This is a genomic window from Chryseobacterium sp. LAM-KRS1, assembly GCF_013184525.1.
GTDB lineage: Bacteria > Bacteroidota > Bacteroidia > Flavobacteriales > Weeksellaceae > Chryseobacterium > Chryseobacterium proteolyticum.
Genome location: NZ_JAAOIZ010000005.1, coordinates 495,577 through 512,747 on the forward strand (window position 1 = coordinate 495,577; position 17,171 = coordinate 512,747).

A 17,171-nucleotide genomic window follows, 5' to 3' on the forward strand; every position below is an offset into this window, starting at 1 on the left:
CAGGCTGCCTTTTCAAGACAGCCTGTTTTTTATTTGCTAGCTTACTATTAATATAGCTTTATCTAAATCGGCTTATTTTACAAAAAATGACACATAGAACGTTTTGATTATATGTTAAACATAATATATTTAATTCGTATTTTTTCTCTTATAATTGAATTAATTTAACTTTGCCAAAAAGCAACAAATTATGAAGAAGTTAAAAGTACTTATTTTTATAAGCATTATGCCATTGGCGTACTCGCAAACTGGACAGGTAGGAATTAATACAACAGCACCAACTGCTACTCTTGATGTGAATGGAAACACAAGAATCAGAAAAGTAGACAGTATTGCATCCGCTCCGAAATATATCTTAACATCAGATGATAATGGGATTGTTCAAAAAGTGAATGTTGAGAAATTATCGGACAGCAATCCTGAAGTGATCAGAAGAAAAATCTATGCGGTACTTTCCAAAAACTCATCACAGTTTCTGACTACAAAAGGGACTGACTATAACTTAACATATGATGGTGTGGTAAGCGGTATTAATACAGATCACCTGTCCTTTAATAGCCAAAAAGACAGAATCAATTTACCCCCCAATAAAACATTTAAAATAACCGGATACATTGGAATTAAAGGAAGTACCACTGGTAATAGCAATACCACTCCCGGTTATATCACATCTCTGTTTTCAGCCGGTGGTGACGCTGAAGCAATCGTAACAACCCAGGGATATACGGAATCGTCTACAGAAACCTTTGATGATGGGGGTGTTACTCCTCCTATTATCATCGTAACAACAGGTTCCGCTGGCAACGCGTATGTTGAACTCAAGGTACGTTATGGAGGAAGTAATGCCGGAAACTCAGGATATTATGTTTCAGGAGCATCTACAAGAACATCTGTAGGAACCTATGTTTTACTGGAGGAATTATAAATATTATTTTTATTTTTTAATAAAAAACAAGGTAGGCTGTCTAAAAAAGACAGCCTACTTAAATAAAAAAATATTAATATGAAGTGTATTATAGAATTACTGTTTGTATGGAATGCGCCGGCGCAGGAAGTTTGGCAGCCATTCCTTCGATCCAGAGGCTCGCATTGATATCACTATCTGTATTATTCATAATAACGGTAACCAACTGGCCGTTCTCATTCATGAATGAGGTAGAAATCAACCCTGATGTATTGGTAGAGCTTCCAATTCTTTGCGCATTGGGTTTAATATACTTTGAAACATGCCCTACATAATAATATTCGTAGGTATAATGTACTTCTCCTGACTGGGTATCTGCAATAATCGGAGCAAAACATAAATTTCCTACATGATTCGGACCTCCTGTTTCGTCAAGCAAAACATTCCAGTCCGTCCATAATGAAGTACCTCTGTTAAAGTCATTGATCATATTTTTTCCGTACAATTCACCAAGACTTACATCATTGATCCTTGACATATTGAAAACTTCCTTACATCCTTCTGTAAAAGCCAGGAACTTATCCGGAAATGCCCTGTGTGTTTCCCCAACATTATCAAACAACTGGGTCTTATTGTGCCAGGTCTCATACCAATGATATGCAATTCCTGAAGCATATTTTGAAGTCTCAGGATCACTTAAAGTTGTTGTGGCTCTTTGAAAGATCAGATCTCTGTTATGATCCCAGATCATTACTTTTTTATCTTTAAATCCGTTTTTCCATAGAGTGGGTCCCAGGTTATTCTTCAGGAAAGCGGCCTCTTCTTCAGCAGTGTACAAACAAGATTCCCAGGTTTGCTTAGCCATGGCTTCATTTTGTACAGTTAATCCCCAGATTTTGATTCCTCTTTTTTCATATTCCCTGATGAACTTTATATAATAATCCGCCCAGGTCTGATAATACTGGTTCTCAAGCCGGCCTCCATTCAGCATATTTTTATTCGATTTCATCCATGCCGGTGGGCTCCATGGTGAAAAATACAATTTGAACTGATTCCCTATCGCCTTTTGAGCTTCCTGGATCATCGGTATTTTATATTTTTCATCATGAGCAACGGAGAATGATTTTAATGAGGTATCATTATCTTCTACATACGTGTACGAATCACTTGAAAAATCACATGAATTCATATTGGTACGCACTACAGTATAGCCTAATCCATTCTTACCATAATAGGCTTCTATGATTTCTTTCTGCTTATCCTTCGGGAGTTTATAAAACGTCTCTGCAGCTGCATCTGTTATTGCACCTCCGATTCCGATCAGTTTCTGATATTTAAAATCCGGGTCTACAAAAACACAGGCTTCATTTTCTTTAGGCTGATCAAATTTTGCAAACTGCACCATTCCCTTATCTACCATCTTTTCGTCAGTTTTGGAATTCGTCAGTATAACCCTGGCCGATTTTCCGGCATTCTTCTTCCAGTAATTCTGTGCATTGACATGACTGGCTATCCCTGCAATAAGACAGCTTACAATTAGTTTTTTCATTATTATTACTTCCTGTTTTTACGGAGCTGTGCAACTCCCTTCATTATTTATTCTGATAAACCCGTACATAATCTATATAGTACTTCTGAGGAAAAATAGAGTCATCAATTCCTTCTTTTCCACCCCAGAATCCACCTATAGCCAAATTCAAAATGATATAATACGGCTGGTTAAAGGGCCAGGCTTCGTTTGTTTTTTCCTCGTTCTCGTACGTGAAAAATTTTTTATCGTCAATATAAACCTCTATTTTTTCCGGCGTCCAGTCTGCTTTATACACATGGTAGCGTTCACTGGCATCATTAACAATCAAAGTATCTGTTTTCTGAGTTCCCTTGATATGATTGTATTTTTTCGTGTGCACTGATGCATGGATGTATCCGGGATTGAATCCCACATGTTCCATAATATCAAGTTCTCCATCATCCGGCCACTTCTTCATATTCTCACTCATCATCCATATGGCAGGCCACGTTCCTCTTCCTTTGGGTAATTTAGCCCTTACTTCAATTGTTCCATATTGAAAAGAGAACTTCCCTTTGGTTAAAAGTCGTGCAGATGTGTATTTATTTTTATCCCATGCTTCTTTTCTTGCTTCGATCACCAGATTCCCATTTTCCATTCTTGCATTTTCAGGGCGGTCTTTTGTATAATACTGAGCTTCCTCATTTCCAAAACCACCTCCGCCTACATCATAATTCCATTTTGATGAATCAGGTAATCCCTTTCCATTAAATTCATCACTCCAGATCAGCTTCCTGCCGGAATCTGTTTTATATGAAGCACAATCTAACACTGAAAACAGCAGCATCCCTCCAACCCATACATGTAAACTATTTCGAAAAAAAAATTTCATATGCGTTAATATAAAGCGGGCTACTACCCGCATTAGTAATCCTGGCTATTTAATCCAATTAATTTTCTTTGTCTGAACTTCCTGAGAGTTTGTTCCTACCATAATTTCAAATTCACCCCCTTCCCAATCAAAATTCAACTTGTCGTCATAGAATTTTAAATTTTCAGGTGACAGTGTAAAACTCACAGTTTTCGTTTCTCCTTTTTTCAGGAATATTTTTTGAAATCCTTTTAACTCTTTTACCGGTCTTACCACTTTTCCGAATAAGTCTCTAATGTAAAGCTGCACGACTTCTTCACCGTCATAATTTCCATTATTGGAAACATTAACTTTAATTTGTAAAGATTGATTTCCTCTAAGATTTTCAGAACTTAATGTCATATCGGAATATTTGAATTTTGTGTAACTCAATCCATATCCAAAAGGAAATTTAGGGTCATTATCCAGATCGATATATGCTGAAACATAACTCCTTTCTTTATTGGTTTTTGCCGGTCTTCCGGTATTATAATGGTTATAATACACAGGGATCTGACCTTCAGTTCTGGGAAAAGTCATCGGAAGCTTTCCACCCGGATTTACAGAACCAAAAAGGACATCCGCAATTGAATTTCCTGCTTCAGTACCAAGCCACCATGTGTATAAAATTGTTGGAATATGGTCCGCTGCCCAATCAAAAACCAAAGGTCTTCCTGCATTAATCATTAAAACAACTGGTTTTCCTGTTTTTGCAATTTCCTTCAATAATTCTTCCTGAACTCCAGAAAAGTGAATATTGCTTCTGCTCTTCGCCTCTCCACTCATAGCGTGCCCTTCACCCAAGGTCATAATAACCACATCCGCTTTTTTTGCCGTCTCTATTGCTTCAGCAAACATAGAGCGATCCTGATCGTCAACATTACATCCTTTGGCATACAATAATGTGGAACCTTTATCTAGTTGATTTTTAATTCCATCAAACTGGCTCACAATTCTTTGATTGTCATCTTTGAATGCTACAGACCAGAAACCATGATTCGCAACAGTTTCTTTCCCGAAAGGACCTATCAAAGCTACAGTTTTTGTAGATTTTGAGAGTGGCAGAACGCTATTCTGATTTTTTAAAAGGACGATACTTTTTGAACCGAACTCTCTTCCAAACTTCCTGTTCTCAAGATTATCAGTCTGTTCTTTTTGTCTTTTCTCATCACTAAAACGGTAAGGATCATCAAACAACCCCATTTCGAATTTTTTAATTAAAATTCTTCTGGCCGCATCATCAATAAATTTCGGGTCTACTTTTCCGTCTTTTACAAGTTTGGGAAGTTCAGCCATATAAACACGGCTTTCCATATCCATATCACTTCCTGCAATAATAGCCTTTTCAGCAGCTTCCGCTTTATCCTTTGTATATCCGTGGTTCACCATTTCACCAATGCTGCCCCAATCTGAAACCACAAAGCCTTTATAGTTCCACGACCCTTTTAACAGGTCTCTGAGGATGTATTGGTTTGCCGTCGCAGGAATTCCATTAATGTCATTAAATGAATTCATAAACGTAGCAACTCCGGCCTCTGCTGCTGCTTTAAAAGGGGGTAAATAAGTTTCATTCAATTGTCTGGGGCTCATGTCCACAGAATTATAATCTCTACCACCCACTGCAGCACCATAGGCTGCAAAATGTTTGGCACAGGCCATTATAGCATCAAGGTTTCCTAAACCTTTCCCCTGAAATCCTTTGATTCTTGCCAGGCCAATTAAAGTACCGAGATATGTATCCTCACCCGAGCCTTCCATGACCCTTCCCCATCTCGGATCTCTGGCAATATCGACCATCGGTGCAAAAGTCCAGTGGATGCCATATGCTGAAGCTTCCGTTGCTGCAATTCTTTCAGACTTTTCAATTAATCCTAAATCCCAGCTCGCAGCTTGTCCGATATTCACAGGGAATGTTGTTCTATAGCCATGGATCACATCCTGCCCAAACAATAATGGAATTTTCAACCTTGATTCCAACGCTAATTTCTGAAAAGCTCTTGTTTCTTCTACACCAGCTACATTGAGCATGGAACCTACCTTACCTTTTTTTATTTCTTCAAGAACAGTTGCCGAATTGGAATTCTGGGGTCCTGTTGCATAAGCAAAACCACTATATTGAACCAATTGTCCTACTTTTTCTTCTAATGTCATTTTGGACAGAAGCTCAGAAACTTTCTGGTCGATTGTTTTTTGTCCGTATGTATTCAGGCCGAAAGTAGCAAATGCCAGTAAGAAATAAACTCTTTTCATAATTTAGAAAATATAGGTTGCAACAGCGTTTCCGGGTAAACTTACCTGAGCTGTTTTTTGATTAAATTTAAGAGAGAAGGTCTCTTCTGTTTTATTATTATTTTGTACGATCAAAACTGTTCTTCCTTCAGGTGTTCTGAATGCTACAGTCGACAGATTATCGGTTTGAGATGAAGCTATCCTTTGCGAGTTTGCCGGAATGAACTTAGAAGCGTGCGCAATAATGTAATACGAAACGTTTCTCGTGAAATTTTCTTTATCGGAAACTGTAATGGCTCCTTTACATTCCGTACAGCCACCTTCAGTGTGCGGCTTATACTGCGGATCATTAGCAAGGTTCCATTCCAGAGCTATTTTACTCCAGTTTCTCATAGAACCGATGATCACATTCTTGGTATGCCAATTCAGATCTTCATTAAAGTTGCTCCTGGAACCTGTCCACTGCTCTGTAAAATAAAGGTTTTTATCAGGATAAGCATTATGGACAGTACTTAACGCAGAAATATCGCCTTCATAAAGATGGAATGCAGAACCATCCACATATTGATAAGCTTCAGGATCACTTAGTATGTTGGTTGCGTATTCAGGTTTATTACAATTGTGGTCGTACACAACAATCTTAGTTGTAATGCCTTTAGATTTAAAAGCAGGTCCCAAATGATTTTTAATAAAATCTTTCTGCTGATCAGAGGTCATATATAAACTCGGATTGTTTCCCGGGTGTAAGGGTTCATTCTGAGGAGTAATGGCATCAATTGTAATCCCTTCTTTTTTCATTCCCTGAATGTATTTTACAAAGTAATCAGCATATACCTTATAGTACTCAGGCTTTAAACTTCCCCCTTTTGACTTTCCGTTATCTTTCATCCAGACAGGTGCAGACCAGGGTGCCGAAATAAACTTAATTTTAGGATTAATTGCTAAAATCTCCTTTAGCATAGCAATCAGATCTTTGTCCTTTGCAAGACTGAAATGTTGTAATGATGGATCTTTTTGTCCTTCCGGTAAATCGTCATAGGAGAAAACTTCACCGTCAAGATCTGAAGCTCCGACACTCAATCTTATATAAGAGACTGAAATGGACTGATCCTTTTTACCAAAAAGCTCATATAATAATGCTTTTCTTTTAGTTTCTGAAAGCCTGTTGATTACTTCCACACTTCCTCCTGTCAGCGTATATCCAAAACCGTCAATATATTGAAACTTTTGCTGGTCATCAATTTCAATATTCTGACTGCTACCCGGATTGTTTGTAAAACCAATTGAAGGTTGCTGTTGTAATTTTATACTCTCATCTCCTTTCGTAAGCCATATCTGAACTTCGTTTCTTGTACTTACCGAATGTGACTTGCATGCTGATAAAGATAAAAGTACCACACCACAAAGTGGTGTGATACTTCTAAAAAAGAAACTATATAAACTGTGAAACTTCATGTTTTTAGTAGCCAGGGTTTTGTTTTAATGCTGTATTTACTAGTTCATTAAAAGGAATTGGCAAAATTTCATTTTTACCTGCAGTAAAGCCTCTTGCTCCCAATTTTGCCGGAGCATCCCCCCATCTTACCAGGTCGAACCATCTATGTCCCTCACCTGCTAGCTCTCTCCTTCTTTCGTCTTTAATGGCCTGCATAGAAACCGGAACTGAAGCTAATCCTACTCTAGCTCTTACTGCATCCAGTAATGCCTGAGCTCTTGCTCCAGAACCTCCTAAGGCTTCGGCTTCCATGAGATAAGTATCTGCTAGTCTGATGGCAATAAAGTTTTGACGGTAATTCAACTCAGTTGGCCCGGGTTGATTAGATTTATCAGCAGTTCTTGGTACATATTTATTCAAGAAATACCCTGTATCTTTAAATCCAGGTGAATAAGAAATCTTATTATCTGCTTTTAACTGTTTAGCATTGAATATAGTAGCATCTAAACGAGGATCTCCTTGCATAAAATTAAATAAATCTTCTGTAGCAGGATTGAACCCCCAGCCTGAAGAAAGATCAGGAGCATTGTTTGGTGGACTACCTGCCGGAGGAACAATACGTCCATAAGATATGATCCCTACCATTTGATTGATCGTATTTCCTTCATCTTTCCCAGTCCCCCAAAATGGCCAATCCGCATTACTTTTATTGGTATGCATTACCTCTAAGATGGATTCTGTAGTAAATTTATTATCTACTTTCCATAAATCAGCAAAATTAGCAACTAATTTATATCCATACTGGCTTGTAGTACCTGGATCTCCATTTACCATTGCAAATTGGGCAGCTGCTTCAGTATTCTTTTTATCATATAAATAAATTTTCCCTAAAATAGCACGTGCAGATCCTTGAGTAATTCTTCCTACTTCACTTTTATTACTAGACGGAATAGATAAAGGAAGATCATTAATAGCTGAAACAATATCCGATTCTATCTGAGCATAAACATCCGCTGGATTTGCTTGAGGAATATTATAGAAATCGTCGTTTGCTAATATTGGCTTTAAGATGAGAGGAATGTTTTTGAACATTCTCAACAATTCAAAGTAATACAAAGATCTTAATACTTTAGCTTCAGCTATAAATCTTTTTCTGGTCTGGTCATTCATATTTGCATTAGGAATTCTATCTAATAAAAGATTTGCTTTTGCAATTCCCTGATAATAATCTTTCCAGTAGCTGAGTGGCATAATGATAGGATTGATCGTATAATTAGAAAAACCCTGAATACCGGCACCATCCGTAGAGCTTCCACCTCCTGAGAAGAAGTCATCAGATGCGCCATTAAAGAAAGTAACCTCATTTTCAAATCCACCAGAATACTTTCTTAGCATGTCATAAACAGCAACTAAACCTGAAAAAGATTGTTCTTCATTTTTAAAATAGTTATCGGAGTCAAATGTCCCAGTATTTTGCACATCTTCGAGATTGCTATTGTTACAAGATATTGCTCCATAACTTATACCTGTCAATAATAAGACAGATAAACTCTTATATATAAATCTTTTATTTTTCATTTTTCTTTAAATTAAAATTGAACATTAGCACCGAAAAGGAAAGTTCTTGCCTGTGGATAGTATGCTCTATCGATTCCAAAGGTATCACCACCTGCAATCTCAGGATCATAACCTGTATACTTAGTAAATGTTACCAAATTTTCTGCAGTAATATAAAATCTTACTTTACTTGCTCCGATTGTTTCTGAAAGATTTTTAGGAAGTGTATATCCTACCTGTACCAGTTTTAAACGTAAGTAATCACCCTTTTGCAAATAATAATCAGACATTCTTGTATAGTTTTGATTAGGATCATCTTTAGTCACCCTTGCAATGGTGTTGGAAGTTCCTTGTCCTGTCCAACGATCAAGAATGGTTGTTTGATAATTAGCCTCCTGAATATCCAATCTTCTCAAGCCCTGGAATATTTTATTTCCTGCCTGCCCCTGAGCAAATACCATCAGGTCAAAGTTCTTATAATTCATATTCAAAGTAAGTCCAAATGTGTATTTAGGTACAGAGTTTCCAAGGTTTACGTAATCGTTCTCATCAATTTTCCCATCACCGTTTGCATCCAGACGTTTAAAATCTCCTGGTTTAGCATTCGCTTGGATCAATCCTCCGTTTGCGTTTCTGTAAGCATCAATTTCAGCCTGGTTCTGGAATACACCTAAGTTCTGATATCCATAGAATGAACCATATGATGAACCAACCTGTAATCTGGAAACTGCTCCCATAGACTGGAATGAAGCAAAATTCACATATGGCTTATCGCCCTCTAGTCGTGTAATCTCATTTTTCAGATAAGCAAAATTACCATTCGCTGAAAACCCAAAATCCCCCCAATTCTTTTTATATCCTAAACTAACCTCTACCCCATCATTATTCATATCTCCAATATTTCTAAATGGATTATTTATTAAGCCAAGGTAACCAGGAAGATCAATTCTTCTCAAAATATCAGTACTCTTTTTTCTGTATACATCAACTGATAAATCGAAATTCTTAAAGATTTTTAAATCCGCTGCAATGTTAAACTGTGATGTTCTTTCCCATTTCAAATTTGGATTTTCTAATGTACTTGGTGCATATCCAATGTGAATGATATCATCTCCAAAAGTATAATTACTTCCCGGAACCAAGAAATTGGCAAACTGGAAATCATCAATAGCATCATTTCCTAAAACTCCATAACCTCCTCTTAATTTAAAACTATTTACGACATTGTTCTGAGGCCAGAATTCTTCATTTGATACATTCCATCCCAAAGACATTGCTGGGAAATTCCCCCAATGATTATTGCTTCCAAATTTTGAAGAGCCATCTCTTCTGATCGTACCAGTGAAAAGATATCTATTGGCATAGTCATAAACTACTCTGGCAAAATAAGATGTCTTGTGAGTTTCTTTTCCATCCCATGCATTAGTAGCTCTATCTGATTGTGGAATTTCAAAATTGAAAGAAGCTTCCTGCCAATCATTCGTAGGTAAGTTTTTATAAGTGGTATTTTGACCTGAAGAAATATTATATTCATAATAGCCCTGCCCTAACAATACATTTAAACTATGTTCGCCAAATTTGTTTTGATAAGTAAATGTGTTTTCCGTACTCCATTCAAACTTCTTTTGAGTTTCTCTGAACAAATTATTAAAATCATTTTTACTGGCTGGACTCAAATATGATACCGGAGTAAACGCTTGATTCCCCCAATAAGAAAGTTTTCCGTTAACACTTGATTTAAAACTAAGATGTTTATAAATTTTTAAATCAGCAAATATATTAGCTACCAAATCATCTGTCCACTTGTATCTTCCTAATTGAGTTTGTCTAAATGCTAATGGATTAGTCATCTCTTTATTTACAAAATGAGAAATTCCATAAGGGTTTCCATTTGGATCTCTTACAATATTAGGACTATTGTAATCACTTGGAAAAGGCTGATTGGCAATACCATTTGTAACTACTACAGGAGTGGTTGGATCAAGATTGATCGCTGAACTTAATGGTCCACCAAATTCATTATTCTCATTAATTCCTTGTGATTTTGTGTGTGTATAAGCAAAGGTCTGTCCTATCGTTAAGAAATCAAAGACTTTATGTGTTGAGTTGATTCTTCCGTTAATTCTTTTATAATTAGAAATATCTCTCAATACAATACCTTGTTGATCGTAATATCCGAATGAAGTATAAAATGTGGATTTATCACTTCCTCCACTGATACTGAATTCATGAGAAGATCGTTGGGCTGAATTAAAGATCTGCTTTTGCCAATCTGTTCCATTTCCTAACGCCGATGGGTTTGAAAAAGTAGCAGGTTTTCCATCGTTCATATTGGCTTCATTCATAATCATCCCATATTGTGATGCATTCAAAAGATCTAATTTCTTGGATGCACTTCCAACCCCAAAGAAACCATTATAGGAAAGATTTAATCTTCCTTTTGCACCTTTCTTTGTCGTAATCAAGACAACCCCTTTTGCTGCAGAAACCCCATAAATAGCTGCAGAAGCACCATCTTTCAGAATTTCCATTCCCTCAATATCAGATTGATTCAACCAACCAATGTTGTCAACAACAATACCATCCACTACCCATAGTGGATCGTTACTTCCAGCTCCAAAGCTGGTAATACCACGAACTCTGATTGTTGCAGTAGATCCCGGTTGTCCAGAATTTGAAATTACAGAGACACCAGCCGCTCTACCTTGTAGAATTTGTTCTGGTCTTCCTGCTGGAACGTCATCAATATCTGAAGCTTTAATACTTGAAATTGCTCCAGTCACATTACTCTTTTTTTGAGTACCATAACCAATCATAACTACTTCCTCTATTTTTTGTTCTTTCGGAAGAGTATCATTGGTTGTTTTTTGGGCACTGAAATTAGCTGTAAAATATAGTACAGCAACTACTCCCAAACCTCTTGATATTCTAATATTCATATACAGTTAGTTTTTTAATTCTCATTTTGAGACAATAAAAATATATTTTTTTTTAAATAGTTAACATTATATTAATAAATATTTTAATATTTCTTTTATTTTTGGGGGTTCAAAGCCCTTTTTTTTGATTAAAATTTCATAAAAACTCATAAAAATTTAATAAAATTAATCCCCAAAATGACGAGCAAGCTTCACAATATTTCACTTCCGTTAAAACTTACCTTCCTCATTTTCTCCATGGTCTTAAACTGCATGGGTATTGTTATCTTGCAACTTTCCGAAGCCAAAATCACTTATGAAAAATTAGGACTTTTGGAATCTTTCAAAGATTTACCAATTGCCTTTTTTTCTCTTTTTGCGGTCAATTTTATAAGCAGGATCGGAACAAAAAAAGCTTTGATCTTTGCTCTGATTATTGTAGGAATCTGTTCATCAATTCTCCCCTTCGTAAAAGTATTCTGGTTTTATAAGCTTTGGTTTGCTATTATAGGAACATGCTTTGCCATAGGGAAGATTTGTGTTTTCGGAATTATCAGAAATAATATTTCCGATGAAAAATCCCTTACCAAAACCATGAGTAATGTAGAAGCATCATTCATGATCGGGATCTTTGTGGTCAATACGGGGTTTGGGTGGCTGATCTCCAGTCAATATTCGGAATACTGGAAGTTTGGGTTTATCGGAATTTCCTTACTCTCCTTTGTTACCATTATTTTGTTTTCAAGATTGGAGATCGCTGAACCGGAAAAGAATTTTGAAAATAAAACCTTTCTTTCCGACCTGTCAGGATTTGTAACTCCTTCTATTGTTGTATTTCTGGTTGTTGTCTTTTCCATTGTATTTGTTGAACAAAGCTTTAATTCCTGGTTACCTTCATTTTATAAAAACCATTTGAAGGTCAATTCGTTCTTTGCCCTTCAGGCGTCTTCCTTTTTAGCTCTTTTCTCTTATGTAGGAAGAACAATAACCGCGAATGTTATCCATCGTTTTCATCTTTCAAAATATTATATCTTCTGCTTACTGTTTATTATTTTCGTGTTAGCAGGTATTTTAGGAATACAATACCTTGATTCTGAAGATTCAAAGGTCATTTTATTTTTATTTCCTGTTATCGGATTGTTTCTTTCTCCTCTCTATCCGGTTCTTAATTCCAAAATGATTGTTCAGGTGGATAAAGAAAAAACGAATCTTTTTACTTCATTAATCGTTATTTTTTCGTCTTTGGGAAGTTCAGTAAGTTCTATCGTTATATCACTACTCTTTGAAAATCAATTACTAACGTACTATCCACTATACATTTTATTTATTGTAACTGTCCTTTTTTCAATAAGTTTGATTTATTTTAAACTTATTAAAAAAACATATTGAAAATAATTTTATTTTTACTCCCATGGAAATCAAGGATTCAAAAAATAAAGAAACTCTTAAGGAGCTTATTGATACTAAAGACTTTGTAGCCCACATTTCAGTGGACTGTACCATATTTGGTTTTCACAATAATATCCTGAAAGTTCTGCTCTTAAAATATCATGATTTAGATCTCTGGTCACTTCCCGGCGGATTTGTGTTTAATGATGAAGATCTGAGAGAGGCTGCTCAACGTGTACTTTACGAAAGAACCCACCTGAAGGACATTTTCCTGAAACAGTTCCATACCTTTGGAAGGATAGACCGTACGGAAAACAATGTCCACCAGATCCTGCTTAAAAATAAAGGCATAGAAGTACCAAGAAATCACTGGATATTTCAAAGGTTCATCACTGTAGGATATTGCAGTCTTATTGACTTTTCCCTTGCCAATACTTTTCCGGACGCTTTTAATGAAACCTGTGAATGGTTTGAAGTGAATAACCTGCCTAAAATGGCATTTGATCATGATAAAATTATTGAAACAGGATTGGAATACCTTCGAATGAATATCAATACCGAGGTGGCTGCCAGCAATTTATTACCGTTGAAATTTACCATGAAGGACTTGCAGTCATTGTACGAAACCATTTTAGGTCAGAAATTCAGAAGGAATAATTTTCAGCGTAAAATATTAAGCTTAAATATTCTTGAAAGACTGGAAAAACTATATGATGGCTCTGCCAACAAAGCGCCCTATCTCTATAAATTCAAGAATAAAATCCATAATTCCGCCAACCACTATCCTATTTCCAACGAAGAGGAAGAGGAATAATTCAACGTTCTTATTTAAAGCTTAGATTATCGTCATCCTAAAAAGTTGGCGTAATTCTATATGTCCTGCAGGTACATTAAAAAAATAGGCTGAAATAAAGCAAGCAAAAAAAATTTTTCTGAAATCGCGAAAAATGCTATTTTTAGGAAAATTTAAAAAATGTCATATTATCCTCTTACAAGTATTCCTGACTATTACGGAATTGATGCCTTACTTACCGAAGAACACAAGCTAATCCGCCAATCTATAAGGGATTGGGTAGAAAGCTTTGTAATGCCTCAGATAGATCATGCTGCTCAAAATCATACAGATTTACCTGGTTTAATGAAAGAATTAGGGAAAATAGGTGCGCTTGGTCCATACATTCCGATAGAATACGGTGGTTCCGGATTAGATCAGATCTCTTATGGTCTTATCATGCAGGAATTGGAAAGAGGAGATTCAGCAGTTCGTTCTGCCGCTTCTGTACAAAGTTCTTTGGTGATGTTTCCTATTAATGAATTTGGTTCTGAGGAACAGAAAAAAAAATACCTTCCTCAGCTGGCATCCGGAGACATGATCGGATCTTTTGGATTAACAGAGCCTAACCATGGATCAGATCCCGGCTCTATGGAAACCTATTTTAAAGATATGGGAGACCATTATCTTCTGAATGGTGCGAAAATGTGGATTACAAACTCTCCTTTATGCGATATTGCGGTAGTTTGGGCTAAAAATGAAGAAGGAAAAATTCAGGGATTAATCGTTGAAAGAGGAATGGAAGGATTTACGACTCCTGAAACACATAATAAGTGGAGTTTGAGAGCTTCTAAAACCGGAGAATTGGTATTCAATAATGTAAAGGTTCCAAAAGAAAACCTTCTTCCTGGAGTAACGGGATTAAAGGGACCTCTTTCTTGCCTTAACTCGGCAAGATACGGGATTTCCTGGGGAGTAATCGGGGCAGCAATTGACTGCTACTGTACTGCTGTTCAGTATTCTAAAGAGAGAAAACAATTTGGCAATCCAATCGGATCTTATCAGCTACAACAGAAAAAATTAGCTGAATTTTTAACAGAAATCACAAAAGCACAATTGCTTTGTTTACAGTTAGGAAATCTTAAAAACGATCACAAAGCAAGTCCTGCACAGATTTCAATGGCTAAAAGAAATAACGTAAAAATGGCTATAGATATCGCCAGAGAATCCCGTCAGATTTTAGGAGGAATGGGAATCATGGGGGAATTCCCAATGATGAGACACGCTGCAAACCTTGAATCGGTAATTACTTATGAGGGAACCCACGATGTTCACCTGTTAATTACCGGAATGGATATTACTGGTATTAATGCTTTCTAAGTATAAAATAATAGAGATGTATAAAGCGTCCGGTCAGCTGACCGGACGCTTTTATTTTGTAATAATTGCAATACTACTATTCTATGAATAATTATTGATATCTCAACAAGGTGAATTTAATTTTAAAAAATTCTATATTAACCTAACCAAAAATTGTCATTATGAAAAAAATTACTCTTTTATTGCTTGGACTTGCTGCTCCATTTTACTTTTCCCAGCAGGCAGGAGACGTTGCCAGTTTTGAACAAAAGCTGGATTTAACTCCCCAGGGAGTTATCAATTTTATCGCCAATAACCTTGGAGAACAAAATGCTCCTGATTTTGTAAGCTATCTTAATGGATTTAACGTGGGTTTGAAAGCGTACAAAATTACTTACTACACTAAAAATGAAAACAATACACTGGTAAAAGCAACCGGTCTGGTTATGTACCCTAACGTTAACTACAAACTTTCTACCGTTGTTTCCGACCATGGAACAACAGACAGCAGAAATAATGTTCCTTCTAATTTAAGGGGTGTATTATACGCAGGATTCGTTGTTGAATTATCCTATGTACTGAATGGATATATCCTTATGGCTCCGGACTATGTGGGAATGGGAAGTGGTGATGGCGTTCATCCTTATGTCCATTACCCTACTGAAGCCAGCGCAACTATCGATTTTGTAACAGCTGCCAATAAAGTATTAGCACAGTTAGGGATAAAGCGTTATGATGAATATTTTCTGACAGGATATTCCCAGGGAGCACACGCTGCAATGTCTACTTTAAAAAAGCTGAACGATTCGAATCCCACTCAATTGAAATTCAAATATGCCTACATGGGTGACGGGCCGTATGATTTTTCAGGAGTTACACTGCAAAAAGGGGTTTTAGAAAAAGATGTCTATCCATTTACTTCTTTCCTGGCCAACGTAGTAAATACCTGTAACAACATAGGATACAAAACATATAACACCAGTATTTCAGAGGTTATTTCCGCGGAATATATGGATAAGTATAATTATCATGTCCTGCAGGATAATGGAGGGTTATTATGGGGACCTCTCATCTGGAGAAAACTTTTCACAAATAATTTTGTGAATGACGTTACTAATAACAACAATAATAAACTCAGACTTTGTTTAAAATCAAATGATGTTTATGACTGGTATAACAAAACGCCTATGACTTTAGGGCACTCAAGTGTAGATCTTGCGATCCCACCTGAAAATACATCAAAAACAATTGATGTACAAAGAGGCTATTACTCATGGTGGGATCTGGATAAATATAAGCTTCAGTCTTTTTACTGGGGTCCTCTGGGACATGTTGGAGGAATAGTTCCATTTGTTCTGGCATCTAATGCAAAATTTAATACCCTCAGGAGCGGTGGGCTTTTTAATGAATGGGCAAAAATCACTTCAAAGTCCGCTGATTCACAACCAAAGCTAAATCCTCTTTATTCGTCACAGATACAACCTAATTCAGGATCCATGGAAGTGATTGAAATAAAAGATTTTAACAAAGATAATTCTCAAGGAAAATCATTAACTCATCAGAATTTAGGCACTTTACAAGATGGTGTATATCTACTAAAAGTATCTCAAAACGATGAAAATAAATGGATCTCATATATCAAAAATGCCCCAACTCCTATTAGCGAAAAGGATATTGTAAATTCCGAAAACAATAATGTAATCAGTTTAAAGATCAATCCTGATGAGTTGATGGCTATTAATATATTTGATGAGAATAAAAGCCTTGTTAAAACAATTCCTCAAAAAGAATATACAAGAGAAGGCGGAATTAACACAAATACCTTAGAATCAAAAAATTACACATTTGAAGTCTTAACAGAATTCTATGGTCTCCAGTTCAATAAGAGCATCACCGGAAATAATGTAGAAAACAGTACTGATATATTCTCTCAAAATAATCAGATTAAAGTCCGCGCCAAAAATGGCCTGAAAAACATTCATATTTATTCAATTTCAGGAACATTAATACAAAATGTGGATCTTACTTCCTCTAGCTTTGAATCCAAATCTTTGGAACCGGGAGTTTATGTAACGCAGGTAACCCTATCTGATGGAAAAACTATTCACAAGAAAATAAAATTATAACATTACTTTCTTCATTTCAAATTATATTGATTCCAAAGCTGCCTTATATTACATATATAAGG

At 36.2% G+C, this 17,171-nt stretch carries 11 protein-coding genes; 5 read left to right on the forward strand and 6 right to left on the reverse strand.

The features are described from left to right. The first annotated feature begins 190 nt into the window (after nucleotides 1-190). Complete coding sequence (locus tag G9C87_RS16890) at nucleotides 191-925, forward strand: hypothetical protein (protein ID WP_172283284.1); 735 nt, start codon at nucleotides 191-193, stop codon at nucleotides 923-925. 88 nt (nucleotides 926-1,013) lie between these two features. Here the strand turns inward: G9C87_RS16890 and G9C87_RS16895 are convergent, their stop codons facing one another. Genes G9C87_RS16895 through G9C87_RS16920 form a run of 6 tightly spaced genes read right to left on the reverse strand, consistent with a single transcriptional unit; the run spans nucleotide 1,014 to nucleotide 11,484 of the window. Beyond that, nucleotides 1,014-2,453 (reverse strand): glycoside hydrolase family 30 protein, encoded by a 1,440-nt coding sequence (locus tag G9C87_RS16895; RefSeq protein ID WP_172283285.1) that lies wholly within the window; start codon nucleotides 2,451-2,453, stop codon nucleotides 1,014-1,016. Between the two features lie 43 nt (nucleotides 2,454-2,496). Further along, entirely contained in the window at nucleotides 2,497-3,306 is an 810-nt protein-coding gene (locus G9C87_RS16900) for a family 16 glycosylhydrolase (protein WP_172283286.1), read from the reverse strand. A gap of 45 nt (nucleotides 3,307-3,351) precedes the next feature. Then, nucleotides 3,352-5,574: a beta-glucosidase BglX gene (gene bglX / locus G9C87_RS16905; RefSeq protein ID WP_172283287.1), complete on the reverse strand. Its 2,223-nt coding sequence runs from the start codon at nucleotides 5,572-5,574 to the stop codon at nucleotides 3,352-3,354. A 3-nt stretch (nucleotides 5,575-5,577) separates the two neighbouring features. After that, a complete protein-coding gene (locus G9C87_RS16910) occupies nucleotides 5,578-7,008 on the reverse strand; it encodes a glycoside hydrolase family 30 protein (RefSeq protein WP_172283289.1) in 1,431 nt (476 codons plus the stop codon). A gap of 4 nt (nucleotides 7,009-7,012) precedes the next feature. Then, entirely contained in the window at nucleotides 7,013-8,566 is a 1,554-nt protein-coding gene (locus tag G9C87_RS16915; protein ID WP_172283291.1) for a RagB/SusD family nutrient uptake outer membrane protein, read from the reverse strand. Between the two features lie 11 nt (nucleotides 8,567-8,577). Then, nucleotides 8,578-11,484: a SusC/RagA family TonB-linked outer membrane protein gene (locus tag G9C87_RS16920; RefSeq protein WP_172283293.1), complete on the reverse strand. Its 2,907-nt coding sequence runs from the start codon at nucleotides 11,482-11,484 to the stop codon at nucleotides 8,578-8,580. A gap of 177 nt (nucleotides 11,485-11,661) precedes the next feature. Between G9C87_RS16920 and G9C87_RS16925 the strand changes: the two genes are divergently transcribed. From G9C87_RS16925 to G9C87_RS16940, 4 genes are all read left to right on the forward strand, one after another. Then, complete coding sequence (locus tag G9C87_RS16925) at nucleotides 11,662-12,852, forward strand: MFS transporter (RefSeq protein ID WP_172283295.1); 1,191 nt, start codon at nucleotides 11,662-11,664, stop codon at nucleotides 12,850-12,852. A 22-nt stretch (nucleotides 12,853-12,874) separates the two neighbouring features. Then, entirely contained in the window at nucleotides 12,875-13,666 is a 792-nt protein-coding gene (locus G9C87_RS16930) for an NUDIX hydrolase (protein WP_172283297.1), read from the forward strand. 159 nt (nucleotides 13,667-13,825) lie between these two features. Continuing rightward, nucleotides 13,826-15,004, forward strand: coding sequence for an acyl-CoA dehydrogenase family protein (locus G9C87_RS16935; RefSeq protein ID WP_172283299.1), 1,179 nt, complete (start codon nucleotides 13,826-13,828; stop codon nucleotides 15,002-15,004). A 161-nt stretch (nucleotides 15,005-15,165) separates the two neighbouring features. Further along, on the forward strand, nucleotides 15,166-17,109 hold the full coding sequence (locus G9C87_RS16940; protein ID WP_172283301.1) for a T9SS type A sorting domain-containing protein: 1,944 nt from the start codon (nucleotides 15,166-15,168) through the stop codon (nucleotides 17,107-17,109). Nucleotides 17,110-17,171: the final 62 nt, after the last annotated feature.

What these genes read in the sequence shown, in the direction of transcription:
- G9C87_RS16890 (WP_172283284.1), top strand. Translation starts at nt 191, where the DNA reads ATGAAGAAGTTAAAAGTACTTATTTTTATAAGCATTATGCCATTGGCG.
- G9C87_RS16895 (WP_172283285.1), bottom strand. Translation starts at nt 2,453, where the DNA reads ATGAAAAAACTAATTGTAAGCTGTCTTATTGCAGGGATAGCCAGTCAT.
- G9C87_RS16900 (WP_172283286.1), bottom strand. Translation starts at nt 3,306, where the DNA reads ATGAAATTTTTTTTTCGAAATAGTTTACATGTATGGGTTGGAGGGATG.
- bglX (WP_172283287.1), bottom strand. Translation starts at nt 5,574, where the DNA reads ATGAAAAGAGTTTATTTCTTACTGGCATTTGCTACTTTCGGCCTGAAT.
- G9C87_RS16910 (WP_172283289.1), bottom strand. Translation starts at nt 7,008, where the DNA reads ATGAAGTTTCACAGTTTATATAGTTTCTTTTTTAGAAGTATCACACCA.
- G9C87_RS16915 (WP_172283291.1), bottom strand. Translation starts at nt 8,566, where the DNA reads ATGAAAAATAAAAGATTTATATATAAGAGTTTATCTGTCTTATTATTG.
- G9C87_RS16920 (WP_172283293.1), bottom strand. Translation starts at nt 11,484, where the DNA reads ATGAATATTAGAATATCAAGAGGTTTGGGAGTAGTTGCTGTACTATAT.
- G9C87_RS16925 (WP_172283295.1), top strand. Translation starts at nt 11,662, where the DNA reads ATGACGAGCAAGCTTCACAATATTTCACTTCCGTTAAAACTTACCTTC.
- G9C87_RS16930 (WP_172283297.1), top strand. Translation starts at nt 12,875, where the DNA reads ATGGAAATCAAGGATTCAAAAAATAAAGAAACTCTTAAGGAGCTTATT.
- G9C87_RS16935 (WP_172283299.1), top strand. Translation starts at nt 13,826, where the DNA reads ATGTCATATTATCCTCTTACAAGTATTCCTGACTATTACGGAATTGAT.
- G9C87_RS16940 (WP_172283301.1), top strand. Translation starts at nt 15,166, where the DNA reads ATGAAAAAAATTACTCTTTTATTGCTTGGACTTGCTGCTCCATTTTAC.